The organism is Glycomyces niveus (assembly GCF_017592475.1).
Taxonomy (GTDB): Bacteria; Actinomycetota; Actinomycetes; order Mycobacteriales; family Micromonosporaceae; genus Glycomyces; species Glycomyces niveus.
On the sequence record NZ_JAGFNP010000015.1, the window covers coordinates 131,914 to 157,809 of the forward strand.

The 25,896-nt window shown below is 66.0% G+C and carries 32 protein-coding genes and 1 tRNA gene; 21 read left to right on the forward strand and 12 right to left on the reverse strand.

Annotated elements, in window-relative coordinates; all coding sequences use genetic code 11:
• Positions 1-35: 35 nt before the first annotated feature.
• Both J5V16_RS21945 and J5V16_RS21950 read right to left on the reverse strand, forming a co-directional pair.
• Positions 36-1,811 (reverse strand): serine/threonine-protein kinase, encoded by a 1,776-nt coding sequence (locus J5V16_RS21945; RefSeq protein WP_208499118.1) that lies wholly within the window; start codon positions 1,809-1,811, stop codon positions 36-38.
• A 204-nt stretch (positions 1,812-2,015) separates the two neighbouring features.
• Positions 2,016-2,321: a hypothetical protein gene (locus tag J5V16_RS21950; RefSeq protein ID WP_208499119.1), complete on the reverse strand. Its 306-nt coding sequence runs from the start codon at positions 2,319-2,321 to the stop codon at positions 2,016-2,018.
• 364 nt (positions 2,322-2,685) lie between these two features.
• Here J5V16_RS21950 and J5V16_RS21955 point away from each other — a divergent pair, with 364 nt between their 5' ends.
• Positions 2,686-3,624: a helix-turn-helix domain-containing protein gene (locus J5V16_RS21955; protein ID WP_208499120.1), complete on the forward strand. Its 939-nt coding sequence runs from the start codon at positions 2,686-2,688 to the stop codon at positions 3,622-3,624.
• 67 nt (positions 3,625-3,691) lie between these two features.
• On the opposite strand, the gene J5V16_RS21960 is transcribed toward J5V16_RS21955, so the two are convergent.
• Both J5V16_RS21960 and J5V16_RS21965 read right to left on the reverse strand, forming a co-directional pair.
• Positions 3,692-3,865: a DUF397 domain-containing protein gene (locus tag J5V16_RS21960; protein ID WP_208499121.1), complete on the reverse strand. Its 174-nt coding sequence runs from the start codon at positions 3,863-3,865 to the stop codon at positions 3,692-3,694.
• A 122-nt stretch (positions 3,866-3,987) separates the two neighbouring features.
• Entirely contained in the window at positions 3,988-4,899 is a 912-nt protein-coding gene (locus J5V16_RS21965) for a cation diffusion facilitator family transporter (protein ID WP_208499122.1), read from the reverse strand.
• Positions 4,900-5,196: 297 nt separating this feature from the next.
• Between J5V16_RS21965 and J5V16_RS21970 the strand changes: the two genes are divergently transcribed.
• Entirely contained in the window at positions 5,197-5,670 is a 474-nt protein-coding gene (locus tag J5V16_RS21970; RefSeq protein ID WP_208499123.1) for a hypothetical protein, read from the forward strand.
• Positions 5,671-5,728: 58 nt separating this feature from the next.
• Here J5V16_RS21970 and J5V16_RS21975 read toward each other — a convergent pair whose 3' ends face one another.
• Positions 5,729-6,118, reverse strand: coding sequence for a phage holin family protein (locus tag J5V16_RS21975; RefSeq protein WP_243901551.1), 390 nt, complete (start codon positions 6,116-6,118; stop codon positions 5,729-5,731).
• Between the two features lie 201 nt (positions 6,119-6,319).
• Here J5V16_RS21975 and pstB point away from each other — a divergent pair, with 201 nt between their 5' ends.
• The gene (gene pstB / locus J5V16_RS21980) at positions 6,320-7,201 is read left to right on the forward strand and encodes a phosphate ABC transporter ATP-binding protein PstB (RefSeq protein ID WP_208499124.1); all 882 of its coding nucleotides are present in this window, start codon (positions 6,320-6,322) and stop codon (positions 7,199-7,201) included.
• A 71-nt stretch (positions 7,202-7,272) separates the two neighbouring features.
• On the opposite strand, the gene pstA is transcribed toward pstB, so the two are convergent.
• From pstA to phoU, 4 genes are all read right to left on the reverse strand, one after another.
• Positions 7,273-8,163: a phosphate ABC transporter permease PstA gene (gene pstA, locus J5V16_RS21985; protein ID WP_208499125.1), complete on the reverse strand. Its 891-nt coding sequence runs from the start codon at positions 8,161-8,163 to the stop codon at positions 7,273-7,275.
• The gene (gene pstC, locus J5V16_RS21990; RefSeq protein ID WP_208499126.1) at positions 8,160-9,146 is read right to left on the reverse strand and encodes a phosphate ABC transporter permease subunit PstC; all 987 of its coding nucleotides are present in this window, start codon (positions 9,144-9,146) and stop codon (positions 8,160-8,162) included. The genes pstA and pstC overlap by 4 nt, the downstream gene beginning before the upstream one ends.
• 82 nt (positions 9,147-9,228) lie before the next feature.
• Positions 9,229-10,287, reverse strand: coding sequence for a phosphate ABC transporter substrate-binding protein PstS (gene pstS / locus J5V16_RS21995; RefSeq protein WP_208499156.1), 1,059 nt, complete (start codon positions 10,285-10,287; stop codon positions 9,229-9,231).
• 218 nt (positions 10,288-10,505) lie between these two features.
• Positions 10,506-11,153 carry a phosphate signaling complex protein PhoU gene (gene phoU / locus J5V16_RS22000; protein ID WP_208499127.1) on the reverse strand — a complete coding sequence of 216 codons (648 nt, stop codon included), beginning with the start codon at positions 11,151-11,153 and terminating at the stop codon, positions 10,506-10,508.
• 159 nt (positions 11,154-11,312) lie between these two features.
• On the opposite strand from phoU, the gene J5V16_RS22005 reads away from it, so the two are divergent.
• The 4 genes from J5V16_RS22005 to J5V16_RS22020 all read left to right on the forward strand — a co-directional run bounded on the left by J5V16_RS22005 (position 11,313) and on the right by J5V16_RS22020 (position 14,270).
• The gene (locus J5V16_RS22005) at positions 11,313-12,050 is read left to right on the forward strand and encodes a hypothetical protein (RefSeq protein WP_208499128.1); all 738 of its coding nucleotides are present in this window, start codon (positions 11,313-11,315) and stop codon (positions 12,048-12,050) included.
• 282 nt (positions 12,051-12,332) lie between these two features.
• The gene (locus J5V16_RS25845; RefSeq protein WP_208499129.1) at positions 12,333-12,617 is read left to right on the forward strand and encodes a translation initiation factor IF-2 N-terminal domain-containing protein; all 285 of its coding nucleotides are present in this window, start codon (positions 12,333-12,335) and stop codon (positions 12,615-12,617) included.
• Positions 12,618-12,923: 306 nt separating this feature from the next.
• Positions 12,924-13,307, forward strand: coding sequence for a hypothetical protein (locus J5V16_RS22015; protein WP_208499130.1), 384 nt, complete (start codon positions 12,924-12,926; stop codon positions 13,305-13,307).
• Positions 13,308-13,718: 411 nt separating this feature from the next.
• Positions 13,719-14,270, forward strand: coding sequence for an HD domain-containing protein (locus J5V16_RS22020; protein WP_208499131.1), 552 nt, complete (start codon positions 13,719-13,721; stop codon positions 14,268-14,270).
• Here J5V16_RS22020 and J5V16_RS22025 read toward each other — a convergent pair.
• Together J5V16_RS22025 and J5V16_RS22030 are read right to left on the reverse strand one after the other, a co-directional pair.
• Positions 14,258-14,728, reverse strand: coding sequence for an NUDIX domain-containing protein (locus J5V16_RS22025; protein WP_208499132.1), 471 nt, complete (start codon positions 14,726-14,728; stop codon positions 14,258-14,260). The genes J5V16_RS22020 and J5V16_RS22025 overlap by 13 nt on opposite strands.
• On the reverse strand, positions 14,725-15,489 hold the full coding sequence (locus J5V16_RS22030) for a helix-turn-helix domain-containing protein (RefSeq protein WP_208499133.1): 765 nt from the start codon (positions 15,487-15,489) through the stop codon (positions 14,725-14,727). The genes J5V16_RS22025 and J5V16_RS22030 overlap by 4 nt, the downstream gene beginning before the upstream one ends.
• A 184-nt stretch (positions 15,490-15,673) precedes the next feature.
• Here J5V16_RS22030 and J5V16_RS22035 point away from each other — a divergent pair, with 184 nt between their 5' ends.
• The 13 genes from J5V16_RS22035 (at position 15,674) to J5V16_RS22095 (ending at position 23,675) form a co-directional block, all read left to right on the forward strand.
• Positions 15,674-15,988, forward strand: a complete 315-nt coding sequence (locus J5V16_RS22035) for a hypothetical protein (protein WP_208499134.1) — start codon at positions 15,674-15,676, stop codon at positions 15,986-15,988.
• A gap of 53 nt (positions 15,989-16,041) precedes the next feature.
• Entirely contained in the window at positions 16,042-16,341 is a 300-nt protein-coding gene (locus J5V16_RS22040) for a hypothetical protein (protein WP_208499135.1), read from the forward strand.
• Between the two features lie 99 nt (positions 16,342-16,440).
• Complete coding sequence (locus J5V16_RS22045) at positions 16,441-17,424, forward strand: hypothetical protein (protein ID WP_208499136.1); 984 nt, start codon at positions 16,441-16,443, stop codon at positions 17,422-17,424.
• Positions 17,425-17,560: 136 nt separating this feature from the next.
• Positions 17,561-18,331, forward strand: coding sequence for an FtsK/SpoIIIE domain-containing protein (locus J5V16_RS22050; RefSeq protein WP_208499137.1), 771 nt, complete (start codon positions 17,561-17,563; stop codon positions 18,329-18,331).
• A 171-nt stretch (positions 18,332-18,502) separates the two neighbouring features.
• On the forward strand, positions 18,503-18,718 hold the full coding sequence (locus J5V16_RS22055) for a hypothetical protein (protein WP_208499138.1): 216 nt from the start codon (positions 18,503-18,505) through the stop codon (positions 18,716-18,718).
• Positions 18,719-18,824: 106 nt separating this feature from the next.
• A complete protein-coding gene (locus J5V16_RS22060) occupies positions 18,825-19,184 on the forward strand; it encodes an RRQRL motif-containing zinc-binding protein (RefSeq protein WP_208499139.1) in 360 nt (119 codons plus the stop codon).
• On the forward strand, positions 19,181-19,495 hold the full coding sequence (locus J5V16_RS22065; protein ID WP_208499140.1) for a hypothetical protein: 315 nt from the start codon (positions 19,181-19,183) through the stop codon (positions 19,493-19,495). Before J5V16_RS22060 ends, J5V16_RS22065 begins: the two co-directional genes overlap by 4 nt.
• Positions 19,492-20,037 carry a DUF2637 domain-containing protein gene (locus J5V16_RS22070; RefSeq protein ID WP_208499141.1) on the forward strand — a complete coding sequence of 182 codons (546 nt, stop codon included), beginning with the start codon at positions 19,492-19,494 and terminating at the stop codon, positions 20,035-20,037. Before J5V16_RS22065 ends, J5V16_RS22070 begins: the two co-directional genes overlap by 4 nt.
• Positions 20,038-20,042: 5 nt before the next feature.
• The gene (locus J5V16_RS22075; RefSeq protein WP_408612509.1) at positions 20,043-20,315 is read left to right on the forward strand and encodes a hypothetical protein; all 273 of its coding nucleotides are present in this window, start codon (positions 20,043-20,045) and stop codon (positions 20,313-20,315) included.
• An 81-nt stretch (positions 20,316-20,396) separates the two neighbouring features.
• The gene (locus J5V16_RS22080) at positions 20,397-20,717 is read left to right on the forward strand and encodes a hypothetical protein (RefSeq protein ID WP_208499143.1); all 321 of its coding nucleotides are present in this window, start codon (positions 20,397-20,399) and stop codon (positions 20,715-20,717) included.
• 92 nt (positions 20,718-20,809) lie between these two features.
• Positions 20,810-22,228: a replication initiator gene (locus tag J5V16_RS22085; protein WP_208499144.1), complete on the forward strand. Its 1,419-nt coding sequence runs from the start codon at positions 20,810-20,812 to the stop codon at positions 22,226-22,228.
• Between the two features lie 26 nt (positions 22,229-22,254).
• Positions 22,255-22,458, forward strand: a complete 204-nt coding sequence (locus tag J5V16_RS22090) for a helix-turn-helix domain-containing protein (RefSeq protein WP_208499145.1) — start codon at positions 22,255-22,257, stop codon at positions 22,456-22,458.
• On the forward strand, positions 22,455-23,675 hold the full coding sequence (locus J5V16_RS22095) for a tyrosine-type recombinase/integrase (protein ID WP_208499146.1): 1,221 nt from the start codon (positions 22,455-22,457) through the stop codon (positions 23,673-23,675). Before J5V16_RS22090 ends, J5V16_RS22095 begins: the two co-directional genes overlap by 4 nt.
• A gap of 79 nt (positions 23,676-23,754) precedes the next feature.
• Here the strand turns inward: J5V16_RS22095 and J5V16_RS22100 are convergent.
• A tRNA-Lys gene (locus tag J5V16_RS22100) sits at positions 23,755-23,827 on the reverse strand.
• 115 nt (positions 23,828-23,942) lie between these two features.
• Here J5V16_RS22100 and obgE point away from each other — a divergent pair.
• Positions 23,943-25,406, forward strand: a complete 1,464-nt coding sequence (gene obgE / locus J5V16_RS22105; RefSeq protein WP_208499147.1) for a GTPase ObgE — start codon at positions 23,943-23,945, stop codon at positions 25,404-25,406.
• The last annotated feature ends 490 nt before the right edge of the window (positions 25,407-25,896 follow it).

Here is a 25,896-nt window from a genome sequence, read left to right on the forward strand (position 1 = left end):
GGCGACCGAATGGTCGCCGGGCGCTTGGTTGGTTTCTACGGCTCCTCTGCGGGCGCTTCCGTCTCGCCGGTCTCCGGCTTGCACCCTTCGGCGTCCGCCGCGCGCTTCACGGTGAGCTGGACGGTCGAGCCCGGGTCGACCTCGTTTCCGGCACTGGGGGACTGGCGGACCACGCCGCAGCGGGTCTCGCCCTCGCCCTCGTAGTCCACGGCCGGGGTCAGGCCCGCCTCTTCGATGCGCGAGCGGGCGTCGGCCTCCGTCTGCGTGACCACGTTCGGCACGGCCGTCTTCGCGGGCGACGTGGGCGAGGGGCTCTCCGACATGCTCGGCGCGTCGCTCGGGGTCAGCGACGGCCCGGCCGTCGCGGGACCCGCTGCGGGCGCAGATTCGCCTGCGGCCGAAGCGGTCTCGCTCGGATCGGCCGAGGTCGCCTCGCCGTCGTCATCGTCGCCGTCGTCCCAGACGCCGCCGTCGCCGTCCTGCCCTTGCACTTCGGCGCCGTCAGCGCCGGTCTCGCCGGTGGGAAGCGTCCCCTGCTTCTCGTCCTCGTTCCACGGCAGGCTGAGCGCGATCGCGCTCAGCGCCGCCACCGCGGCGACCGTCGCGGTGAGCGAGAGCCACAGGCCGCGCCGCCTCGGCCGCTCCTTCGGCGCCGCAGCGGGAGGCACCGGCCCGGTCGGGCCGGTCGGCGGGGCCATGGCGTGCGCCCCGGTGTGCGAGCCCGTGAGCGGCGGCAGCGTGTGGTCGTCGGTGCGCGGCGGCACGGAAGGATGCGGCTCCTGAGGCACCGCGCGCGAGACCGGCTGCGGCCCGGTCTGGTACGACGGGTACTGCCCGACGCCGGTGTCGCCCTCCTGCACCGGACGCCGGTGCGCGCCGGACGGCGGACCCACCGTGCCCACCCCGGTCGCGGCCGCCCGCGCCGGCTGCACCCTGGTGCGCGCCATGGCAGGAGCCCGGTTGCCGAGCAGCGCCGCGCGCGTCTCGCGGCAGGCCTCGGCCAGCTCCGCGGCGTCCGCCCAGCGCGCCGACGGCTCCTTCTGGAGCGAGCGGCGCACGATCTCGGCGACCTCGTACGGCACGTCGGTAGGCAGCGGCGGCGGCGCGTTGCGCAGGTGGGCCGAGAGCACCCCGAGCGGGGTGTCGGCCTTGAACGGCGGCGACCCGGCCAGGCACTGGTGGGCGACGACGCCGAGCGAGTACAGATCCGAAGCGGGTGTGAGGTTCTCGCCCGCAGCCTGCTCCGGCGACATGTAGGTGACCGTGCCGAGCACGACCCCGGTGGTGGTGAGCGTCAGGTTGTGGCTCACGCGCGCGATCCCGAAGTCCACCAGGACCACCGAGCCGTCCGCGCGCACGAGGATGTTGCCCGGCTTGATGTCCCGGTGCACGATGCCCGCGGTGTGGGCCACGTGCAGCGCCTCGGCCACGCCGCCGACCACGCGCATCGAATCGGCCGGACTGAGCTTGCCCCACAGGCCGAGCAGGCGCGAGAGCGGCTTGCCGTCGACGTACTCCATGATCAGGTACGCGAGCTGCGCGTCCTCGTCCTCGATCTCGCCGTAGTCGTACACCTCGACCACACCGGGGCCCTGCATGACGGCGATGGCGCGGGCCTCGCGGCGGAAGCGCTCGCGGAAGCCCCGGTCGTCGACGAGGTCGGCGAGGAGGACCTTGATGGCGACGGTGCGCCAGAGGATCGTGTCGACACCCTCCCAGACGTCGCCCATGCCGCCGCCGCCGATGCGCCGCTCGAGCCGGTACCGCCCGTCCAGAACCACGCCTGCCTTGAGGTTGCGAGTGCTCAGCATTCCGGCGGCTTTCCCCTCCTCGGCGAAGCTCGCGGGCCGTGCTTTCGCAGCTAAGGCGATGCTTGCGAGCCATCAATCGGTCCGGTGTCGGACCCGGTTCTGAGGGACTAACGAACGGCGGCGGCTGAGGCTACGCGCTGGGTCGGGCGAACTTCGGCCCGATCGGGGGATTTCCGGCGCCGCGCCCGCCCGCGGCGCCGGGCGCTACGACTTCGCGGCGGCGACGACGACGTCGCCGAGCGCGCGAACCGGGGTCGCGGGTTCGGGGAGCGCGCGGGGGGCGGCCTGGCCGCCGACGGCCTGGCCGAGCTGGCCGTCCCAGCAGGCCCACGAGTGGCAGGGCCAGGACTGGCTGCAGTGGCCGCACACGGGGTGCTTCGCGCCGCGCTGGTCGAACGCGGGCGTGTGCCGCTTCCACCAGCGGGCCTGGACCCGCCAGAGGCTCGGCACCAGCACGTTGCTGGGCGGCTCATCCGGCGGGGGGTTGTCGAGTGTGTACGGACTTCGCAACGCGGGCTGCCTTTCCGGTCTTTCGCTGAACTGAGATCGATTGTGGCCCTTAGTATTCGGGCCTCGAGGTCCGGTCTGACCTGGTCGATGCCGAGTCGCGGTGTCGAATCGGTACAGTCGAGGGGAGGCGGATGGCCCCTCCGTACAGTAGAATTGCACATGCAGAATTTGGATGCAAGAGGTATAACCGGATCGGGTGGCGATTCCTCCCGCCCCGCGGCCGAGCAGGCGAGACCCGGACGACCCGTTCTGGCGACACCGGCCGGCCGCACTTGAGAACAGCTGACGTTACCGGGTGTGCGGCCTAGAAGTCCTCCCCCCTCCCGGTGCGTCCTCACCGAATCCGGAGAGATCAGGGTGTCAAATGGGAACATCGAACGACAACGCTGAGAGCGATCTGCCGAAGAAGTTGGGAGGCAAGGCGATGCCCTCGACCGGCAGTCCCACCGTCCGCCGCCGCCGCGCCGGGAGGATCCTCCGGGACCTGCGCGAGAAGTCCGGAAAGGACGCCAACGACGCCGCCGCCGCCCTCGAGGTCACCAGCTCCACGATCTACCGGATGGAGCTCGGCCGGGTCGGCATCAAGCCCCGCGACGTCCAGGCCCTGGTCGAGGTCTACGGGGTCGAGGACTCCGACCTCGTCGACGAGCTCGTGCGCCTGGCCCGCGACGGCCGCAAGCGCGGCTGGTGGGCCCGGTACTCCGACACCATCTCCCCGCCGTACGCGACCTACATCGGCCTGGAGCAGGACGCCTCGAGCCTGAACGTTTACGACGGCCTGATCATCAACGGGCTCTTGCAGACCCGCGAGTACGCCAAGGCCACCTTCGGGATGGTCCCGGAGCAGTCGCTGCGATTCATGGACGAGCGGATCGAGCTGCGCATGGAGCGCCAGCAGCGGCTGCGCGGCGACCTGAAGATCTGGAACGTCATCGACGAGGCCGCGATCCGCCGCGTCCTCGGCGGCCCGAAGGTGATGATCGACCAGCTGCAGAACCTGCTCGAGCTCGGCTCGCTCCCGAACGTGCACCTCCAGGTGCTGCCGTTCGAGGGCGGCGCCTACCCCGGCATGCTCTCGTCGTTCACGATCCTCGGCTTCGGCCCGCTCGAGGGCGAGGTCGACCCGGGCTACCGCCACCCCGACGTCGTCTACATCGAGGGCCACAACGGCGACGTCTACGAGGAGGGCGCCGACGTGCAGCCCTTCCACGAGATCTTCGGCTACCTCCGCTCCGCCGCGCTCGACCCCGGCCGGAGCCTCGAGTTCATCGAGCGGCAGGCCGAGAACCTGAAGTCGCTCTAGGCGCACATGCGAGGGGGCGGACATGGATTTCCATGTCCGCCCCCTCGCCCGTCCTACTTGCTCTTGCCTACCTGCCGGATGCCCGCAGCAGCGAACGCCAGTCGGCTCGGCTGGCGCGCAGGATCGGGCTCACCGTCAGCTTGGTGTCCCTGATCTCCACGGCCGCTTCCGCGAGCCTGGCTTCGACGCAGGCCCCGTTCGGGCCTGACCTGCTGCTCTTCCTCCATGCGTGGGTCAACATGGATCTCCTCCTTCCAAGGAGCCTTCGAGTCCCCAGGACGGTGTAGAGCTTAACCATTGCGTTACAAGGCGAACGTCGACTATCCGTCAATATCAGGTTCCGGACAGAACGACTGCCGCGCTTCACCAATGCGGTGTGCCGCAGGCGGCCTCCGCGCTGCCGGGCTCGATTTGGACCGTCGCGTGCGCGATGTCGAATTGTTCTGCCAGCGTCCGCTGCGCGTCGCCGAGGACGATTCCGGGGTCGGCGCCCGAATCGAGCGCGAGGTGGACCGTCGCCACCTCCATACCCGAGGTCAAAGTCCACAGATGGAGATCGTGTACTTCTTTCACCCCATCGAGTGCGCCCAGCGCGTGTTCGACCGCTTCGGGGTCGACGCCGACGGGCGCGTGCTGGAGCAGGATGCGCAGCGCGTCGCGGCCGAGCCGGTAGGCGCGCGGCAGGATGAACAGGCCCACGCCGACGGCGATGATGCTGTCGATCGCGAACCAGCCGGTGAAGGCGATGACAGTGGCGGCGGCGATGACGCCGATGGAGGCGATCGCGTCGCCGAGGACTTCGACGTAGGCGCCGCGCACGTTGATCGACTCGGCGGCGGCCGAGCGCAGCAGGAGCAGGGAGGCGACGTTCGCGGCGAGGCCGAAGAGGGCGACGGCGAGCATCGGGCCGGACTGGACCTCGGGCTGCTCGCCGAGGCGGCGCACGGCCTGCACGATGACGAACCCGGCGACGCCGAAGAGCAGCACCGTGTTCGCCAGGGCCGCCAGCACTTCGAGCCGGTACATCCCGTAGGTCCGGCGGGGCCGCCCGCCCGCGCGTCGGACCGCGACGATCGCGGCCAGCGCCATGGCGATGCCGAGGGCGTCGCCGGCGACGTGCCCGGCGTCGGAGAGCAGCGCCAGCGAGTGGGTGTACCAGGAGGCGACCGCTTCGGCGGCCATGACGGCGAGGGCGAGGCCGAGCGCGAGCCAGAGCCGGCCCCGGTGCTGTGCGCCGAGCGAGGCGGCTCCTGCGTGCGAGTGGTCGTGGCCCATGGAGGGCGTCTCCTTCGTTCTGATGCCGGTGCGGCGGACCGGGCTTCGGCGGTGGGGTCCCCGCCGCCATCGAATGCTAACATGCGCACTATTGCATATGTGGAGACGGGGTTGATTTCGTTCCGTGTTCCCGGGGTACCCCTGGTCACTTTTCCGCTCCCCGCGGATCGCCCGATCCGCGGCATTTGCGTGTAGCGCACCCGGAAACGCCCGAACCAGGGGGACTTTCACAAATGCGGGGCGGGAATGGAATAATATTCGTACCAACATCATCAGCACTGGTCACGGGGGGTGACGATGAAAGACGCCATTGAAACCTCTGCCATCGCGTTCATCGCAATCGTCGCGATCGTCCTCATCTTCGCAGCCGTCCTCGGCCTGCGATCCGTCATCGACAACAAGCGCCGCCGCAAAGCCAGGGCGAAAGCCGACGCCGAAGCCTGGACCGAGCTCCTCGGCACCCAGCTGAAGATCGCCCCGGCCTCCGTCGGCGACACCGAAGCCGCCGCGGCCCTCGACCGCGCCCGGAAACTCCACTACAAGGCGGTCGAGCGACTCAAGACCGCCAAGAAGGCCAAGCAGTTCGCGCGCATCCGCACCTACGCGCTCGCCGGGCTGCACAACCTGAACATCATGCGCCGCCGCCTCGGCAAAGCCCCCGGACCGCAGGGCCCCATGCCCTTCAACGCCGCGGGCACGTCCAAGAACGCGAAGCGCGACGCCAACGTCCGCGACATCCCCACGGGACCGTCGACCGGACTGCCCTACTGAGCGAGCGACAACGGGGACGGCCTCAGGCCGTCCCCGTTCTCATGCCCAGAACGCGCCCTTACTCTTCGGCGGTCCGCGTCCGCGGCGACAAGAGGTCCATCACCCACATCGCCAGCGAGACGATGATCGCGCCCCAGAACGCCGCCCAGAACCCGTCCACGAAGAACCCCAGCGACAGCTTCTCCGAGATCCAGCCGGTCAGCCAGAACATCAGCGCGTTCACCACCAGCCCGAACAGGCCCAGCGTCAGCACGTAGAGCGCGCACCCCACCGCCATGACGAGCGGCTTCACGAACGTGTTCACCAACGTGAACACCAAGGCCACCAGCACGAGCGAGAAGAACCGCTCGAGCACCGAGTCGCCGTACAAGTGGATGCCGCCGACGATCGCCGTGGCCAGCCACAGCGCCAGCGCGGTCAGGACGAGACGCACCAGAAACCTGATCATCCGGCCAGTATCGCCGCCGAAGCGACCGCGCGTCCAGTTTCCGCCCACGAGGCCCGGACGGGCCGGCACGGGCGAGACCGAGAATGACCCGCGGATTCACCCCCGGTTCACCCGGGATCGAACCCCGGGCCACCCACCGCGCCTACAGTCGCGGCAGCCCCGCTTTCGCTTCCACACCTGCCTCGCGCAGAAGGAGAAACCATGAGCGACCCGTCGCTTTCGGCGCTCGGCCGCACCGTCGATCCCCGCCGGATCGGTGCGAACACCGCGCCCGCCCAGCACGGACCGGCCGGCCACGGCGCCCCCACCGTCTTCGACATCCGCGGCGTCAACGTCTACTACGGCGCCTACAAGGCCGTCAAAGACGTGAACTTCACCGTCGCCAAGAACGAGATCACCGCCCTCATCGGCCCCTCGGGCTGCGGCAAGTCCACCCTGCTGCGCTCCCTCAACCGCATGAACGACCTCATCCCCGGCGCCCGCGTCGAAGGCACGGTCTCCTACCACGGCAAGGACGTCTACGCCGCCGGCGTCGACCCCGTCGAGGTCCGCCGCCGCATCGGCATGGTCTTCCAGAAGGCCAATCCCTTCCCCAAGTCCATCTTCGACAACGTCGCCTACGGCCCCCGCATCCACGGCGTCCCCCGCGCCGAACGCGAGGCCATCGTCGAGGACTCCCTCAAGAAGGCCGCCCTCTGGGACGAGGTCAAGGACAAGCTCAAGCAGAGCGCCCTCGCCCTCTCCGGCGGCCAGCAGCAGCGCCTGTGCATCGCCCGCACCATCGCGCTCGCGCCCGAAGTGGTCCTCATGGACGAGCCGTGCTCCGCGCTCGACCCGATCGCCACGGCCCGCATCGAGGAGCTCATGGTCGACCTCGCCAAGCAGTTCACCATCGTCATCGTCACCCACAACATGCAGCAGGCCGCGCGCGTCTCCGACAAGACCGCGTTCTTCTCCACCGAGGTGAACGAGCAGAGCGACACCCGCACCGGCGTCCTCGTCGAGTTCGACGACACCCAGCGGATCTTCACCACCCCCTCCGACGAGCGCACCGAGAACTACGTCACCGGCCGCTTCGGATAGGCGGACAACGACAAAGGGCCGGCCCCGCCATTGCGGCGGGGCCGGCCCTCTCGGTGTAGAGACCGTTCCGACTAGCGCTTGTCGATCGCGAACCGCGCCGCGATCACCCGCGACACGATCGTGAACAGGAAGACGATCGCGATCAAGGTCAGCGCCGCGCCCCAGGCGCGCTCCTGCGACGCCGCGAACGGCTGCGTCGCGTTCCGGTAGATCTGCGCCGCCAGCGTCGTGTTCTCGCCGTAGAACAGGTCCGGCTTGTAGATGTACGTGAGGCCCACGGTCACGATGATCGGCGCGGTCTCACCGGCCGCGCGCGCCACCGCCAGCAGCGCGCCCGAGGTGATCCCCGACGACGCCGACGGCAGCACCACGCTCATCGTCGTGCGCCACTTCCGCGCGCCCAGCCCCGCCGACGCCTGCCGCAGCTCGTCGGGCACCAGCCGCAGCATCTCCTCTGCCGAGCGGATCACGATCGGCAGCATCAGGCACGCCAGCGCCAGCGAACCGCCGAAGCCGACCTTCTCGCCGATCACCACCACGTACGCCACGTAGATGAACAGGCCCATCACGATCGACGGCACACCCGTCATGACGTCGGCCATCGTCCGGATGAACCGCGCCAGCGGCTTGTTCTTCCCGTACTCGTTCAGGTACACCGCGCCGAGCACGCCGATCGGGATCGCGATCAACGCCGCCATACCCGTGATCGCGAGCGTGCCCAGGATCGCCGGGCCCATGCCCGGGCCCTCGGTGCGGTAGTTCCGCGGGATCTCCTCGGTGAAGAACGCCAGGCTCAGCGCCGAACCGCCACGGGTGACGACCTCCCACGCGACCAGCAGCAGCGGCAGCGCCGCGATGAGCACGCACAGGCCGATCAGCAGCGTCGCCGTGCGGTTGGCGAACGCCCGCCGCTTCGACAGATTGCGCCCCGTCAGGTCCGGGGCGGTGTTGAGGCTCGTCATGAGTGGGCCCCCTTCATCTTGATCTCCGCGCGGCGGACCACCACGCGGGCGAGGAAGTTGATGATCACGGTGATGGCGAACAGCTCCACGCCGATCGCGATGAGCGCGTCCTGGTGCAGGCCGCTCGACTCGCCCCACTGCTGCGCGATGATCGCCGCCATCGTGTTGCCGGGCTCGAACAGGTTGGCGGACATGGACGTCGCGCCGCCGATGACCAGCGCCACCGCGATGGTCTCGCCCATCGCGCGGCCCAGGCCCAGCATCGACGCGCCCACCAGGCCCCCGAAGGAGTGGGGGAGGATCGCGCCCTTGACCATCTCCCAGCGCGTCGCGCCGAGCGCGTACGCGGCCTGCTTGTCGGTCTCGGGCACGGTCGCGAACACCTCCCGCGCGATCGAGGTGATGATCGGGATCGCCATGATCGCCAGCACCAGCGCCGCGGTGATGTAGTTGCGGCCGGTGTTGGAGTCGTCGAAGATGGCGTTCAAGCCGGGCACCGGCGACACGAGGTTCGCGAACCCCTGGTACGCCGGCGTGATCACCGGCACCACCACCAGGATCGCGACCAGGCCGAACACCACCGAGGGCACGGTGGCGAGCAGGTCGATCACGGTCACGATGTACTTGCGGGTGCGGCGGTGCGCCACCTCGGTGATGAACAGCGCGATGCCGATCGACACCGGCACGGCGATGATCATCGCGATCAGCGAGGTGACCAGCGTCCCGTACAGCATCGGGAACGTGCCGAACACGTCGTCGTTGGGCGCCCAACGGGTGCCTGTGATGAAGCCGAGCAGGCCCTCCTCCTCGAACGCGGGCCAGCCGCGCAGCGAGGTCGTCACCAGGATCAGGCCCAGCACGGCCAGGACGGTCAGCCCGGCCGCCGTCACGAGGGCCCGGAAGCCCCAGTCGGCCCGGCGGGAGCGGGCCTCGCCGCCGAGGTCGACCTCGGCGGGGGCTTCGGGGGTAGCGGTTGCGGTCACGGTTCTCTCTCCGGTCTCGTCAGCGGAACGGCCGAAAACCCCAGCGGCGCGCTGGCCGTTGGGGTGTTCGGATCCGGGGTTCCTAGTCGGCAATCGTCGAGTTCAGCGCTTCGACGGCCTGGTCGCGCAGGCCGGTGGGCAGCGCCGCGAAGTTGTTCTCGGCGGCCAGGTCCTGGCCGTCGGTGAGCAGGTAGTTGACGAACTCCTTGACGCCGGCGGCGACGTTCGGGTCGTCGTACTCGGTGCGGATGAGGATGTACGTCGGCGCGGTGATCGGGTAGGCCTCGGCGCCGGCCGCGTTCAGCGGGTTGTAGGAGAGGTCGGCTTCGACCTGGGCCCCGTCGAGCGCGGCGGTCGCGCCCTCGAGCGTCGGGGCGATGAAGGCGCCGTCGGCGTTCTCGATGGAGGCGGTCACCAGGCCGGACTCGGTGGCGTCGGCGAGGTCGACGTAGCCGATCGCGCCCTCGGTGTCCTGGATGATCTGCGCGACACCGGTGTTCTTCTCACCGGCGACGGCGTTGCCCGGCCACTCGATGGTGTCGCCCGAGCCGAGGGTCCACACGTCGGGGGACGCGGCCTCGAGGAACTTCGAGAAGTTCGTGGTGGTGCCCGAGCCGTCCGAGCGGACCGCGAGCGTGATCGCGGTGTCCGGCAGGGTCGCGTCCGGGTTGGCGGCCGCGATCGTCGGGTCGTTCCAAGTGGTGACGGTGCCGCCGAAGATCCCGGCCAGGACGTCCTGGGGGAGCTGCAGGGCGTCGACGCCGGGCAGGTTGTAGGAGACCGTGATGGGCGCGGCCACGGTCGGGATGTACTGGAAGGAGCCGGCCTCGACGCCGTCGTCGTCCTTGACCAGGGAGTCGGTGCCCGCGAAGTCGTTCAGGCCCTCGCCGAACTCGGACTTGCCGGTGCCGGAGCCGGTCGCGTTGTAGCTCACCATGAGGTCGGGGTTCACTTCGGCGTAGGCCTCGATGGCCGCCGCGTAGAAGGCGTCGGGGAAGCTCGCGCCCGAGGCGTTGATCTCGCCGCTGGCCAGGTCGCCCGAGCCGCCCTCTTCGTCGCCACCGCCGCCGCAGGCCGCCAGGCCGAAAGCGAGGGTGCCGGCGGTGATGCCGCCGATGATGGCTCTGCGGTTCAGTTTCATGTTCACAGCTGGTCTCTACTCCGTCTCCCGGCGGTCGGCCGGGCTACTGCTTCACTGTCCGCAACCATCAAAGCCAGACCCGGTGTTCACCCGCTGACTTGGAGTTGAACTCAAGGTGAACGACTGAGCGCGATTCGCAACAGTGCCGCGGGAGCGATCGGAGACACCGCCCTGAACAGGCGGTTTTACCGGGTCTCGCCCCGGTTGTGACCTGACCGTTATGAACGGTCCAGGTGAACATCCCCTGTCACGAGGTACACCACCTGGTGCGAGATGCGGACGGCGTGGTCGCCGAACCGCTCGAAGAACCGCGCCAGGAGCGCCACGTCGACCGCCGTCTGCGGCCCGTACCCCAGGTCCGGCAGCTGCGCGTGGATGCGCTGCTGGATCGCGTCGAGCTCGTCGTCGTCGAGCCCCATCTGCGTCGCCAGGAGGTGGTCGCGCTCCTCGAGGACCGTCACGAGCTTCTGGGAGAGGTGCACCGCCGCCGCGCCCATCGCCGCGAAGTCCGCCCGCAGCGAATCGGGGATCACCGGCACGGGCGCGCGCAGCAGCACCGACTTCGCCACGTGCTTCGCCAGGTCGCCCATCCGCTCGAGGTCCACCGAGATCCGCACGGCCCCGAGCACGAACCGCAGGTCGGTCGCGACCGGGTCGTACTGCGTCATCAGCTCCACGATCCTGTCGTCCACCCGGAACTGCAGGGCGTTCACCTGCTCGTCCGCCGCCACCACGGCCTCGGCCGCGGCCGTGTCGGACTCGAGCAGCGCCGCCGCGGCCTTCTCGACCGCGTCGCCGACCCTGCGGGCCATCTCGACCAGCAGCTCATTGAGCTCGTTGAGATGCACGTGGAAGACATTCGCCATAGTGGACCAATCGAGGTTGGAAGCGCCGGATTCGTCCCCAGTCTAGGCACCGGGGCGCCGCCCCAGGCTCCCCCCGCTGGGAAACTCCGAGCGAACACGCCTGGACGAGCGGCGTTAGAGTGAATGCGACCGACGAACGATCCCCATGGAGCGGACCAGATGACCTACCCCTCGCAGCCGGGCTACCCGGCGCCGCAGTACGGCGGCCAGCCCCCGCAGCAGCCGCAGCAGAACAACCTGTGGCTCATCGGCGGGGCGGTGCTCACGGTCCTCATCGTCATCATGACCGTGATCCTGCTCGTGGTGCAGGGCACGCAGAACGACAGCAACAGCGGCGACGGGGGCGAGGACCCCAGCGGCGGCACGAACGAGACCGGCGACGACGGTGGGAACGACGGGGGCGATGACGGCGGCGACGACGGGGGCTCCGGCCCAGTCGAGCTGACCTCGGACGCCTGCGACGCCTACGACTTCGGCTCGTTCGAGGACACGTACGGCGCCCTCGACGACACCTCGCGATCCGAGTCCAGCTACAACGGCTTCGGCTCGGTCGACTGCTCGTTCTACAACAGCGACTCCACCGGCGTGACCCTCCAAATCTCGGACTACGAGACCGCGGAGGACGCGAGCTACTTGATCGAGTCGATCCCCGACTACTACAACGAGGACAACGGCTACGAGCTCTCCGAGTACACCGAGCTCGGCGACGTCGGCTACATCTACACACAGGACAGCGACGGCTGGAAGAGCATCTACATCCACGTCGTCACCGGCAGCCTGGAAGTCAAGGTCAACACGACCCTGTGGGACACCGAGAGCATCGATGAAGCCGCCGCCACCGCGGTGCTCGAGGACTTCATCACCCAGTCCAACGAGATGTTCGCCGACCTCGTCTAAGGCAGCAGCGGGGCCCGGCGGACATCGGCCGCCGGGCCCCGCTCCACGTCTTCCCGGGAAACCAAAAAAGAGGCCCTGTGACCAGGACCTCTTGTGTGGTGCGCCGCCAGGGACTCGAACCCCGAACCCGCTGATTTAGCGTCAACTGGCTATTGACGGCTAACTTTGCTGGTAGATGGTCATGTGAGGTTCATTCGGGTGGACTCCGGCTGGTGCGGTTGCTGTACTTTCCTGCTGTACCCCGACCGTTCGGCTTCCCGCATTCTCAGGAGAAGGAGCACGATGGGCAAACACAGACTCAGTCCCTTTGAGGAGCCTCCTGAGCCTCGTCTTCGGGTCCACGAGCTTGCCAAAGACCTCGGTGTAACGTCTCGGGGTCTCCTTAGCTTCTTTGCTCGTGAAGGCATCTCCGTTCGGTCTGCCTCTAGCTTCCTTGATGCGGAGGCCGAAGACTTGGCTCGTTCGGTTGCTGCGGCGCCAGCGAGCCGATCGGATGAGGTAGTTCCTGGCACATCGGTAGGCGTTGGTCGCATGGGGCGACATGCAAGACCTTCCGATCCAGGTTGAGCTGGTCTAGAACCCGCCTGCTAAGCGGGTTTCGGGTGATACCCGATCATGGGTTCAAATCCCATATCCTCCGCCAGTGGCCCCGTTGACCAGCCTAAACGCTGAACCAACGGGGCCTTTCGTTTGTCCGGTTTCGCCCGCTCGTGACCGGTCTTGTCCCTTGCTTGCGGTGCACAAGCGGCGCGGCCCTTTGAAAACTCCAGCACGATCCCTAGCGAGATTCGAACTGCTGCGGTCTGGGTGATCGCGTCGTCCAATCTTGCCCAGTCGACAACGAAACCGGAAGTCGAGCCTTATCGTGATCGCATGGACAAGATGTTCCAGAAATCCGATGCCGCCCCTGAGAGTGACTACGTACTCAGGGAACTCATAGGGATCGCCGAGAAGAGCGAGGTCCGTATCTCACTGTGCGTCAACACAACTGATGCTCGCGTTACTGGTGAACTGATGAGTTCTCAGGCCTGGCTGGCAGAGTTGAAGAAAGCACTGGTTGAGCCTGGGCATGTTGCCGCTGATCAGTGGGCGGTCCCGCGATTCAAGCCCGGCGGCACCTTGAACGGGGACAACTACTTTCTTCACCTGAGAAATGCTCAAATTATCGATGAGTTCGGTGCCAGGGGCGAGAGGGAAGCACCGTTCTGGCGCGGGCGGGTCTCCGAAATCTGGGGATGGCAGCTAGTCACCTTGTAGCTGGAGGCCGGGTTCATTGGCCGGGGGCGGGCGCGCGATACGCTCGCCCAAGCGACAGGGCGGGCCCGCAGGGATCGCCCGCAATCCGGCCTGGCCGCGCGCCCGCAGGGGTCCCCGGCCAAGGGTTCCGGCCGGAACCTTTCTTCCCATGTTCAAGGCGTCGCCCGGCCCGTGGCCGGCCGAGGACCGCCCGCAGCGAAGCGAGGACCGGACCGCAGGCCTGCCACGTGGTGCGGCCGCAAGGCCGCCTTGAAGATGTATAGAAAGTTCTCACAGGGGCCGTGGCGTGGGCTCCTGCGGTGCTGGCGCGCCGGTCAGGTCCTTATCAACCAAGCTGCCACATCGATGGAGCAACACTTTGCATCTTGGCTCAAGACTGAGTGCGGCACAGACGCTATAGTGGCCATAGGTATGAGTACTTATGACGAAGCTTTCGAAACATCGCGGGCAGCACTCGAAGAGGCGTTGCCTCGTCGGTGGTCCCATGTCCAGGCAGTAGGCAAGAAGGCCTTGCGAATTGGTCCGATCATCCTTTCGGATACGGATGCCGATACGCTTGCTATCGCAGCAGTTTTGCACGACATCGGTTACGCGCCAAGCATTGCCGATACCGGCTTTCATCCGCTGGATGGTGCACGCTGGTTGAAGCGGCAAGGTTGGGATGACCGCATCGTGAACCTGGTTGCCAACCACTCATGCGCATGTCTCGAGGCAGATGAGCGCGATCTTCGAGCGGACATCGAGAAGTTCCCGGACGAGAAGACGCTCACGACCGAAGCTCTGCTTTACTGCGACATGACAACCGGGCCTGACGGTCAAGACTTCGAGATCGAGGAACGGCTCTCGGAGATCGAATCACGATACGGTCCTGAGCACCTGGTATACCGGTTCATCACGAAAGCAAAGCCTTCGCTCATCGGAAGCGTGCGGAAGATCGAGCTGGAACTCAGTCAGCCGAGATAGGGCTCAGCCAGCCTCTGAAACCCATGCTTGATCCGCAGCCTCATTGAGGAGTTGATTCTCACTGAGGCTGTTTCCTCCTCGCTGAACCACTGAACCTTTAGTGACTCTTCGCTGGTCTGGATCTCGCCGCCCACCGGCACAGCTCGAAAGCAGAGTGAGAACTGCTGCCGGACTTCGCCATCGCTGTATTCCGCGAGGTGACCAGGGTCTGTATAGATCCCGATGAGGCCAGTGATCTCGATGTCGAGGCCGGTCTCCTCCTTCGCTTCGCGAACGGCCGTCTGGCTGATCGTCTCGCCGAAGTCGTGGGCGCCGCCCGGCATCGCCCAGTCCCCGTTGTCGCTTCGCTGGATCAACACGATCCTTCCGGCCCCGTCCTCGATAAACGCTGTGGTCGAAGGAACCACGCTGTTCGGTTCAGGCGCGTTCGGATTGTTGATGTGGTCGACGCGGGTCATGGCCGCATCGTACCTTGCTGACCTGTCCAGATATTGACCGAATTTGCTTGGACCCGCTCGAAGCACTCGGTAAAGGTTCGGAACATGCCACCGCCCGGCAGCTCCTTCAAGTGCATGACCGGAGCGTGGGAGGCGTAGCACCCGAGGACGTGGGTGTTCACCAACATCTCGGAGTCGCACCAATAGATGCTGTTGTACAGGGTCGTCTCATGGAACCCGACCCAGATCCCAGGGGTTCCCTCAAGCTGCTGATAGAACGGCAAGACCGCCTCGATGCGCCGTCGCATCCCCTCACCGACACCTTCCTCCTCGCCGCGAAGAGCAACCGCGGCTGAATCCGGATTGCCGAGAAGGATCGAAACCTTCACACCCTCAGCCGCCTTCGCCTTGAGGAGCGGCACCAGGCCTGAATCGCCCTCGGGCAGGAACAGCCCCGCGTAGGCCAGCACTCCGATGTGCCGGGTCGCCTGCCTGAAGATCCGTGACCAAAGCTCTGCCGGAACGTCATTGCGCTTCGGGTAGGTGTGAACCAACTCAGATTCGCTGACGATCTTCGCCTTCTGCTCGGGCAAGGCGTCAGGCCACAAGTAGTTCTCGCTCTGCTGCAGGGCAAGAGCCACTGCAGCGCGGGTCTTCGCGTACGGGTTGCGCCCCTTCGTGATCCAACGCTCAACGGACTTCGGATCGACGCCGATCTTGGCCGCAAGCTCGGCCGGAGTGATGCCTTGGGCGTGGATCGCGCTGCGAAGTCGCTCGTTCATGCGCTGCACCTTCATCTCTGAAACAGGGACGTCTAGGGACGAGTCTAACAGGACTGAGACGTCCTGAGAAGTCCCTTGAGGTGGTGAATGCGTCCTCCTTTTTCCCTCATTCTTGATTCATCAGCCCAGAAGTACTGGGCCGAAGCCTTTAGGGGCCAAGCAATACGAGATGAGAGGCAAGCTGATGAAGCTGAAGATCGATGTCACGAACGTGGCGTTCATGGTCACCGGTGCTCCGGAAGCCAAGGAGTACGACGGCAAGCAGCAGACGGAGAAGGACACGGGCGCGCTCAAGTGGGTCACCCAGCTCCTGGCTCTGGAAAAGGGAGAGAACGGTCAGGGCGAGATCATCCGCGTGGTGACCGCTGGAGAGATGCCGAAACTGGCCCAGCTCCAGCCCGTCACCCCGGTCGACCTGGAAGCCATCCCTTGGAACCAGAACGGCAAGAGCGGTGTCGCCTATCGCGCGGCCGCCATCAAGCCTCAGTCTGCGAAGTAGCCGCAAGTTCGGGTTCCGTTGCCGGGGCCTGACCTCTCGAAAGGATCTCTGCCATGCAAGACGGGATGTCCGCACACCTCGCGGTGTTCCTCACGGACGGGATGACCGTTGAGTCGTCTGTCTGGGAGAACCAGCGTGGATCGCTGCGAATGGAGGCCGGTTACAGCGGTGCCTATTTGGTGCTGCATGGATCGGCAGTGGAGTTCCGGCAGGTTGCCGAGGCTCTGCACCGTCTGGCCGATGACGTTGAACGGGGGGCCAAGCGTCAACGCGCGCTTGACAACGCTCCGCGTCGTCGGACCAAGTTCGTCGCCGATCCGGCGGTGAAGGAAGAGATGAAAGTAGCCGCTTAGGCGGCAATGGGGAACCGGTCGACCGTCCAAAGCTGGCCGGTTCCCCGCCTCGCATGAACCAAAACCCTTTGCCCCTCGGGGCGGAAAGGATGGTCTGCCATGCCTTCTCATGGTAGCCGGTCTGCTGGCCGCAACCGGGCTTCGGCTCGTGCTGCGCAGACGCTCATCGATCAGTTCGAGGTCGGCTCGGCCAAGCGCCGCGCCAAGATCTCCGGTGGCCTGGCCGCGTTCGCGGTCGCTCTGGTCGCTTTCCCCATCGCCGTGCTGGCGATGGAGTGGGCTCAGGCCCTGTTCGTCGCGGTCGCCTTGGGCGCTGCTGCTGGCGTGGTCGCTGCGGTCTTGACCGTGGTGTGGCCGGTGCTGCGCGTGGCGTGGCACTGGGCTGGTGAGCTCGTCCTCCTGGGCCTCCTCATCGCCGTCTATGCGCTGCTGGCGGCGTGGGTCGGGCCGTTCGGCTCGCTCGCGATCGTCGCGTTGCTCGTCGGTGTCCCGTGGTTCATTCCGCCGGCCAACCGGTGGCTGAACCACTGGGGCTGGTGCATGGTCACCCGTCACCGCCTCCGCGTCGCCTCGGACGCCTTCATGGAGGGCAAAGGGGCTCGGGGAGCGGTCAAGCCGCTGATTCTCATCGCTCGTCCGACCCAGTCGGGTGAGCGGGTGTGGCTGTGGCTGCGCGGCGACCTGACCTTGGACGACCTGCAAGGCCGTCTGACCGAGCTGGCTTCGGTCTGCTGGGCCAACTCGGCGGATGCCCGCCCGGCGGGCAAGAAAGCCGCCTATGCGGTGGTGGATATCCACCGTCGCGATGTCCTCGCTGAGGGCGTGGCGGTGCCGGTCTCTTCGATGCTCGAAGGGATCGACCCGGACTCGTACCGGGACATGGCCGAGGTCGATGAAGACGACGAAGGCGTGGACATCACCGATGACCCGGTGATCCAAGCGCAGCTCGATGAGCTGACAGGCAAGTCCCGTCGTGAGCGCAAGCCACGCCAGTCCAAGGCCGACAAGGCCGAAGACGCCGCCGTCGTGCGGCGTGAAGAGGGTCCGGACGAGGACGAGGGCTTCATCCCCGCGTTCATCTAAGGCCCCTTGGTTCTAGCCCTGCTGGGCTGCTCGAAACGGAGGGACGGTGCAGGCCGTTCCGTCCCTCCACCAATCACTTGGATTCCTTTGGGAGGTAACCGTTATGAACACTGCTGTCGGTCCGAATATGTCCATCATGGATGACTTCTACCTTGGCAAGTACGCCACCGGCGAGGCCGTGAAGCTTTGCTTCGCCTACAAGAATCTGCTCGCGGGCGGCGAGCCCGGTTCGGGCAAGTCGGGTCTGGAACAGACCATCCTGGCGCAGGCGGCGCTGTGTGTCGACACGAAGCTGATCGGCTTCGACGGCAAGCTGGTCGAACTCATGCAGTGGGCCGACGTCTTCGACGTCTTCGTAGGCCCGGACATGCGCAAGGCCCTTGCCACGCTGCTGTGGGTGCAGCGGCTCATGGATGAGCGCTACGCCAAGATGTCGGCGCTCAAGCTCCGCAAACACGTGCCGTCTCAGACTGACCCGTTCTGGGTGATCTCGGTCGATGAGCTGGCCTACTTCACTTCGGTGGCGGGCACCAAGGTCGAACAGGAACTGTTCTCGGCGCTGCTGCGCGACATCGTCGCTCGTGGCCGTGCTGCCGGGATCATCGTCCTGGCGATGACGCAGCGGGCTTCGTGGGACATCGTTCCGACCGCGCTGCGCGACCTGTTCGCCTACCGGTGGGTCGGGCGCTGCTCCACCCCGGGTTCTTCGGACGTTGCGCTCGGTGCCGGTTGGGTTGACCAGGGCTACAACGCGATGAACCTTGACCCGTCCAAGCCCGGTGACTCCTTTCTCCTCGCTGAGGGTGGGGTGCCGCGCCGGATGCGGGTGGCGTGGATGTCTGACGCGGAGGTCGCTCAGGTGGCGGCGTTCGCTGCTCAGCTCCGGGGCCGCAAGTCGGTCGTGTAACCGAGTGCCGTCAACCCGTCCTTGACAGGTCGGCGGCACTCCGGGCGAACGGTTCAACCGGGGTTCGATTCCCCGGCGTCCACGACGCAAGGAATCCCAGCACTAATCGCACACGGGCTAGTACTGCGTCTTGCTGATGAGGCATTGAGGACAAGAGAAAGAGGGCAAGAAATGAAGCACCTCAGAGTAACGCTTGATGATGAAGACAAGAGCGTCAGGCACTTCGTCACTACCGACGAGAATGCCGCCGTCGTGATGGTGGATTTCAAGGAGGGCGACATGATCGCCATTGAGGACCACACATTCAGTGGCGACACGACGGTCAGGGAATCGATCACGATCATCCGGGTCAGCCGGATTGTGGCGATCGAGATCAGGAACAGGTAAGCCGCACGGGCTTACTGGGAGAGCGATCGGCAACCTTCGGGGTTCGAGGCCCCGACGCTCACGCGGTAATAGCAATCACGAATGGAAAAGGAAGGAGGAGTGTGCAATGTTCCGTACCGAATATGACGACCCGGAAGGCATCCGTCATGGCGGTCTGCCGACCTTCAATTACCGCTTCGCGCCGGACGGCTTGTACACCCGCCGACAACTCGCCGCTGAAGGGCTTACCCCTGGGCGGCAGCCGATAGCGGCTCAGATCAGGTGGCGACGCGGTAAGCGATTCGCCTATCTGTACCGCCGCGACCTGGCCGTACCGAAGCGTCCGGCCACCGACGCGCAGCTCGTTGCGCTCATGAAGGCGTGGGTCGCCTTGTCGACCTGCCCGTCTTGTAAGACGGAATACGGCTACTACATCCCCAAGCGCTACGGCGAATGCCTCGACTGCTTTGAGCAGGCGGGGGCGTGACCGTGTTCGAAGCGTTCCAGGCTGCTGCGGTTCCGCCGCTGCACAAGGTGGCCCAGATCGACGCCTGTCCGCCGTGGCAGACCGATCTTTCCCGGATGCGGTTCCTGTGCCGTATGTGCCGCAAGCACTTCACCGGAACCGAACTCGCCGACGACGACTTGCACGTCCTCGTGTTCGCGCCGACTCCCGGTTGGGAGTGGGTTCGATGCGTCATCTGCGACGAGGTGACCGTGCCAACGGTCGAGCACTCATCCAAATGCGACTACTGCAACGGCTTGCAGTGGTGGAAACCTTTGGAGGTCAAGCAATGAAGCTCGAAGACGGCGCGCAGACCGTCATCATGCTGTTTATGGGTGTGGCCGCTGGCGCGGTCTCCTTCACCCACGTCCACGACGCCACCGTGATGGCAGGCCAGCCCTCGTGGGTCGGCTGGGTCAACGCGGTGACCATCGAATTGATGGTGATCGCCCTCGGTCTTGAGGTGCGACGCCGCCGCCGCTCTGGCGGTCACAAGGTCAAGTCGGTCATGGCCATGATGATGTTCTTCATCTTCCTGTCCATGGGCGCGCAGGTCCTTGACGCCGAACCGACCATCGTCGGTTGGCTCGCCGCTTCCGCCTCGGCACTGGGGTTCCTGACCCTGGTCAAGGTCGTGCTTTCGCGACCCACTGAGGCCAAAAGCGCCGGCCAAACTCGGCAGGCCGAACCCGTTCGACCGGTCCCGGCTCCTCAGTCGGAACCTGAGTTGATCGACGTGGCCGCGACCGTGGTCGAAAAGCCTGCCGTGGCTGCTGAACCCGCTCCGGTGGATGACGCGTTCGCCGCGTTCGCCGCCTTCGGTGAAGGCCGGTAGCCGCGATGGTCGAAAACCGCGAGTTCAACGCCTTTGCCCGTCGGATCATTCGCGCGTATGGGCGCCGGGTGGCTGAGGGTGACGTGGACGCACTTCCCGAGCTCATCGAGCTCTCTGCCTCGCTTGATGAGGCGATCACCAACGCCGTCAAGGGACTGCGGTCCTTTGGCTACTCCTGGACCGAGATCGCCGATCGTGTCGGCATGTCCAGGCAGGCCGCCCAGCAGCGCTGGGGCCGGTCCATCCCGCAGCAACGGGACCCCAACAACAACGACTAGCGCCGAGGGCGCGGCCAACCTTCCACAGCGCCGCGCCCCGGCATCAACTGCCAACCAATGCGATTGAAAGGCGATTCCAGTATGCCAACCACGCAGGCCATGACCTACCACTACCGTCAGCGCCTCCTGGGCGACCTCGACGGCAACGCGGGCGAATGCCAGTTCCCCGAACCCGTCGACCCGCCGAAGGTCGGCGGCCGGACCCTCTACCGGGTCTACAAGTGCCCCGAGTGCACTTCGGTCCTATACGCCAATGGCGGCAAGCCCGACCAGACCGAGGAGATCGCCGTGATCTTCGTGATTTGCGGCCACTGCTCCTATCCCGACTTCGTGCGGGATCTCGCCTACTCCGAAGACCTGTGCCGCTGCTTCGGCTGGGTCTACCTCGACGACGAGGACTAACAGATCCAACGCCCTGCCTCCGCCGCTCCATGAACACACACGAGCCGCCGAGGCAGGGCACCAACCACTCGCCACCGAAAGGAGGAACACCAATGGACACCGACACCATCCACCCTTCGTTCGCCGCCGACGTAGTCCACCGCGCCAAGACGACCGGTTGGGACTCGTGGCTTTCACACGTCGCGGGCGCTGCCGGGTGCTCGAACCCCGTCCGACTCGCTGGTGACCTCCACACGGTCAACGAAGCCACCGGGCAAATCCTCGCCGCCCGCTCGACTGCCACCATGCCCGATGGCGTGATCTACAAAGCCTGCGGCACTCGCCGAGCCTCCCTCTGCCCAACGTGCGCGAAGACCTACCAACACGACGCGTTCCACCTCGTGCGCTCCGGCATGATCGGCGGCAAAGGCGTCCCCGAAACGGTCACCTCGCACCCGGCCCTGTTCGTCACCCTCACCGCCCCTGCCTTCGGTCCCGTCCACACCCGGACGCTGACCGCCTCGGGGAAGGTGCGGCCCTGCCGTGCCCGCCGCGACGCCGAAACCTGCCCTCACGGCATCCGCCTGGCCTGCCACACCCGCCACGGTGAAGACGCTCCCGAGATCGGCCAGCCGCTGTGCCTGGAGTGTTACGACCATGACGCCCAAGTCGTCTGGAACATCGCCTCCGGCGAACTGTGGCGACGCACCCGCATCAACATCGACCGCGGCCTGTCCCGCCTGGCCAAGGCCCACGGCATCGACCCCGCCTCGGTGCGTCTGCGATACGTCAAGGTCGCCGAGTTCCAACGGCGCGGCGCGATCCACTTTCATACGCTCATCCGCCTCGACGGACGCTCCCCGATCGCTGGTGACGTTGTGATCCCTCCGCCCGCCGCCATCGGCGCCGACGACATCGCCACCATCGTCTCCGAAGCTGCTGTCTCGACGCACTTCCGCACCGATGAGCACGAAGAGCGCCCCGAGGGCTGGCTCATCCGCTGGGGTGCGCAAGTCGACGTGCGCCAGATCGAGCTTGGCGAGGGCGAACTGACCGAGAATCACGCCGCCGGATACCTCGCCAAGTACGCCACCAAAGCCACCGAGGACACTAACCACCTGTCAGGCCGACTCGATGAGACCACGGTCCACTTCTATGCCGACCCCCAAGGCGACCACATTGCCCGGTTGATCGCTGCTTGCTGGGACCTCGGAAGACAAGGCGGGCAATGGATTCGCCTTCGCCGCTGGGCGCACATGCTCGGCTTCGGAGGCCACTTCATGACCAAAGCACGCGCCTGGTCCACCACCTTCGGAGCACTCAGAGACGCACGCGCCCAATGGATTCGCTGTCAACACGAGGTTGATACCGAAGAGGCTGACACGACCGTGCTCGTCAACTACCTCCGCTATGACGGCACCGGCTGGCACACCGCCGCTGACGCCCTCATGGCCTCCTCCGCCGCATCTCGCGCCCGAGAGCAACGGCAACTCGCCCGCGAAGCCTTGCACGAACTGAACACTACTGATTGATTGGATTGATTGTTATGGATGGAAAGATGGTTCTCGCCCCACGTTGGTACACGATGGCGCAGGTCGCCGAACTGCTCGGCTACAGCGTCGCCAAGGTCAAGACCCTGGTCTACTCCGGTGAACTGCGCTCGCTCAAGGACGGCGGCAACCGCCGCATCTTGCCCGAATGGGTCGATGAGTACGTCGAGCGCAAGGCCGCCAAGTCCGAGTCTCTGGAGTTGGTGGCATGAGCGGGAAGCGGGGCAACCGCGAAGGCTCGATGTATCCGTATAAGGACGGCTGGGCCGCTTACGTTTGGGTGACCACGCCCTCGGGGGCGCTGAAGCGGAAGTACGTCACCTCGAAGGATCGCGACAAGTGCCACGCCAAGTGGATCGAACTCCAGGCCAAGGCTGCCAAGGGGCCGGTCGACACAGATGTCGAATCCGTTGGGCAGTACGCCCACTACTGGCTTGAAGAACTGGTCAAGCCGAACCTCACGCCGGGCACCTACGACAACTACGCGAGGTGGGTGCGCCTCCAGATCGAACCGGGCATCGGATCTCGGCGTCTGGACAAGCTCCGAGTACGGGACATTCAGGTCTGGCTGAACAAGGTCGCCGGTACCTGTCAATGCTGCTACCAGGGAAAAGACTCCGCCAGGGCGGAGGACAAACGCCAATGCTGCGCCATCGGGAAATGCTGCAAGCAGCTCTATACCAAGTCGTCCTTGCAGGGACTTCGTCGAGCGCTCCGCGCCATGCTCGGGTGCGCCGTCGTCGATGAGAAGTTGGACAAGAACCTGGGTTCACTGACCAAGATCACCGCGCAGCGCAAGCACAAGACACGGCGTCGCCGCTGGTCAAGTGAAGACGCGCGGAAGTTCCTCGTCTCGGCTCGTGTGGACGAGGACCGCTACTACCTGGCGTTCGTGTTCATCCTCGTTTATGGCATGCGTCGAGGTGAGGCTCTGGGATTTAGCGATGACGAGATCGACCTCGCTCGGGACCGGCTTGAAGTGGCCTGGCAGATTCAGCGCGTCGGCACGGAGCTGTTGCGCCGCGAGGTCAAGACCGAGGACTCGGAGGACTACCTACCACTGCTTGGTATCTGCCGTGCCGCTGTTGAGCTGCGGTATCGGCAGCGGGACAAGGAGCGACAGGAGGCAGGCAACGCCTGGCATGAGTCGGGCCTGGTCATCACGACGCCCCTGGGCAGCGTCAAGGACCCGAGGAACTTCCTGCGGGACTGGTACTACAGGTGCGACAAGGCCGGGGTGCCGCGCATTTCGATCCGAGACGCCCGGCGTACCTGTGCCTCGATCCTTGCTGACCTGGACGTTCACCCTCGGATCGCGATGCGTATTCTGCGCCACTCCAAGATCACGGTCACGATGGAGGTCTATACCAAGGTGTCCGATGAAGCCACGATTACGGCACTCAAGCGGCTCGAAACCGAGCTTGGGTGATTGCTGTACTTCGCTGCTGTACTCATAGGGAAATAGCAAAGAGGCCGGGTGTGAACCCGGCCTCTACCTGCATGTGTTGTGCGCCGCCAGGGACTCGAACCCCGAACCCGCTGATTAAGAGTCAGCTGCTCTGCCAGTTGAGCTAGCGGCGCATGATGTTTGAGTATCTGCCGGGCTTTGGCGCCGGTGTCTCTCGCACGAGGAGAAACTTTAGCATGTGCCGCGGGCTCCGTCTCCGGGGGTCCCCGCGGTGGCTACGCTTGACCGGTGACAAGTTTCGTAGACCGCGTGAATCTCCAGGTCATTGCCGGTAAGGGTGGCAACGGCTGTGTGTCGGTCCACCGTGAGAAGTTCAAGCCGCTCGGCGGACCCGACGGCGGCAACGGCGGCCACGGGGGTGATGTGGTCTTCGTCGTAGACCCGAACGTGCACACCCTGCTCGACTTCCACTTCCAGACCCGCCTGCAGGGGGGCAACGGCAAGCAGGGGCAGGGTTCGAACCGGGACGGCGCCAACGGCGAGTCCATCCGGGTGTCCGTGCCCAACGGCACCGTCATCTACTCCGAAGGGGAGGTCCTCGCGGACCTCACCGGCAACGGCACCGAGGTGACGGTCGCGCACGGCGGCCGCGGCGGCCGCGGCAACCGCGCGCTCGTCAGCTCCAAGCGCAAGGTCCCCGGCTTCGCCGAACTCGGCGAGGCCGGCGACGAGCTCTCGGTCGTCCTCGAACTCAAGAGCGTGGCCGACGTCGGCCTCGTCGGCTTCCCCTCCGCGGGCAAGTCCTCCCTCATCGCCGCGATGTCGGCCGCCCGGCCGAAGATCGCGGACTACCCGTTCACGACCCTGGCCCCGAACCTCGGCGTCGTGTCGGCCGGCGAGACGACCTACACCATCGCGGACGTCCCGGGCCTCATCCCGGGCGCGGCCGCCGGCAAGGGACTCGGACTTCAGTTCCTGCGCCACATCGAACGCTGCGCGGTCCTCGCGCACGTCGTCGACTGCGCCAGTCTCGAGTCCGATCGCGACCCTGTCTCCGACATCGACGCCCTGGAGCACGAGCTCGCCGAGTACGGCGGCCTCGCCGACCGGCCGCGCATCATCGTCCTCAACAAGGTCGATCTCCCTGACGGCCGCGAACTCGCCGAGTACGTCCGCGGCGACCTCGAGAAGTACGGGTGGCCGGTCTACGCGGTCAGCGCCGTCAGCCGTGAAGGACTGAAGGAGCTCAACTTCGCCTTCGCCAAGGAAGTGGTGGAGTTCCGCGAAGCGCAGCCGCCGGTCGAGGCGACCCGCGCCGTGATCCGCCCGGCCGCCGTCGACGACTCCGGCTTCAAGGTCAAGAAGGTCAAGCCGGCCTTCGAAGGCGACGTCGAATTCATCGTCACCGGCGCCAAGCCCGAACGCTGGATCAGCCAGACCAACTTCGAGAACGAGGAAGCGGTCGGCTACCTCGCCGACCGCCTCGCGAACCTCGGCGTCGAAGACGCCCTCGTGAAGGAAGGCGCGGTGCCCGGCTCGTACGTCCGCATCGCCGACCACGAATTCGAGTGGCAGCCGACCGATCCGAACATCGTCGCGACCGTCGGGCCCCGCGGCACCGACGCCCGCTTCGAGATCAGCGACCGCAAGGGCGCCGACGAACGGCTCGCGGAGCGCAAGGAGCGCCGCGCCGAGCTGCTCGAAAGGGTCGCAAAAGAGGACGAAGCCAAGGGCAAACGCCGCAAGCGATAGCCTCATTTGCGGACTGACCTGCGGAAACGTGTGGTTCGCAAGGGTGTGGCGCCGAGCACGCACCCCCCTTGCGAACCCCGTTTCCAGGTACCGTAAATTTGTCTTTGCCCGCGGGGGAAACGGACAGGAAAGCCGAAAGGCCCTGGCCCAGAACCAAAAGGGTAAAACTCCGAACGAATCGATCGGGGGGCCAAAACGGCCCGAAAACCGGTCTGATAAGTTACTGGAGCCGCTCCGGTCGGAGAGGAACTTCCAAGAAGTTTCAGATCTGATCAGTGCGTGTTGTTTGAGAACTCAACAGGGTGTTTGGATGGTCAGCGTGCGGGCTGACTGGGACGATCGGACAAGGTTTCGGTGGTTTCTGGTTGGTACTGTTTTTGACTGTCTTTTCCTTGGGACACTTGCTTGGTGTCCCGTTGAAAATCGGTCAGGACATGCTTCGACACATACCAAAAGTCGCCATGGTCTTCGGATGGTGGTGCGCAACAGG